This window comes from Desulfosporosinus sp. Tol-M2, from assembly GCF_059735615.1.
In genome coordinates this window covers 1-1,284 of the sequence record NZ_JCAIJG010000161.1, presented here as the reverse complement: position 1 = coordinate 1,284, position 1,284 = coordinate 1, and the positions used below count along the sequence as shown (strand labels likewise).

Sequence of the window (1,284 nt, the reverse complement as noted above, 5' to 3'; positions counted from 1 at the left end):
TGAAGGATTATCAATGCTTATAACTTCCCCTTTCAAGGTATTTACTTTATAAATCACGCTGGGTGCCGTAGTGATCAGGTTAAGGTCATATTCCCGCTCCAAACGTTCCTGAACGATCTCCATGTGGAGTAAGCCGAGGAATCCGCACCGATAACCAAAACCCAGAGCGACTGAGGTTTCAGGTTCAAAGGCTAAACTTGCATCGTTAAGATGGAGCTTTTCCAGGGAATCGCGCAGTCGATTATAATCGCTAACATCAACCGGGTAAAGTCCGCAAAACACCATCGGAATGGCCTTCCTATATCCTGGAAGCGGCTTATCGGCGCAGTTTTCCTCATCCGTAATTGTGTCACCGACCTGCGTATCCTTGACATTCTTAATACTGGCAGCAATAAATCCGACCTGACCGGCTTTTAGTTCTCCGACTATCCGCATTGCCGGAGCAAACACGCCTACTTCAGTCACTTCGAAGATCTTTCCGGAGGCCATCATTTTCATCTTCGTACCTTTGGCAACCCGTCCCTCGACAATCCGGACGTAGGAAATAGCACCTTTATACGCGTCAAATTTAGAGTCGAAAATCAGAGCCTTCAAAGGAGCCTGATCTTCCCCTTGCGGAGGTGGAACCGTTTCCACAATCCTTTCCAGGATCTCCTCTATCCCAATTCCTGTCTTTGCCGAAGCAAGTATTGCTTCACTGGCATCCAAGCCAATCACATCTTCAATTTCTTGCTTAACCCGCTCAGGCTCCGCGCTAGGCAGGTCAATTTTATTGATTACTGGAATAATCTCCAGATTATTTGCCAGGGCTAGATAAACATTGGCTAAGGTTTGGGCCTCAATCCCTTGGACCGCATCGACAACTAACAACGCGCCTTCACAAGCTGCTAAACTGCGGGATACCTCGTACGAAAAGTCCACATGGCCCGGCGTATCAATGAGATTCAGCTCATAAACCTCTCCATCTTTCGCCTGATAACTTAACTGCACTGCTTGCAGTTTAATGGTGATGCCACGCTCCCGCTCCAGATCCATGGAATCTAGAACTTGCTCTTCCATTTCCCGTTTGCTCAAGGCACCCGTATACTCGATCAGTCGGTCTGCTAACGTGGATTTACCGTGATCAATATGCGCAATAATAGAAAAATTCCGAATACGTTGTGAAGCTAGTGCCAAGGTCTTTCCTCATTTCTATAACTTAAAGATAACCAAGATGTATTTATTTAAGCACTCTATCCTAACCTATGATTATATCAGATTTAGAGTGTTTCGCAACAAGCCGCC

General features: G+C 46.2%; 1 protein-coding gene. It reads right to left on the bottom strand.

Annotated elements, in window-relative coordinates; translation table 11 throughout:
* The coding region (gene lepA, locus AC6I5A_RS12255; protein WP_034616394.1) for a translation elongation factor 4 at positions 1 to 1,176 on the bottom strand (1,176 nt) is incomplete at its 3' end.
* Positions 1,177 to 1,284 lie beyond the last annotated feature (108 nt).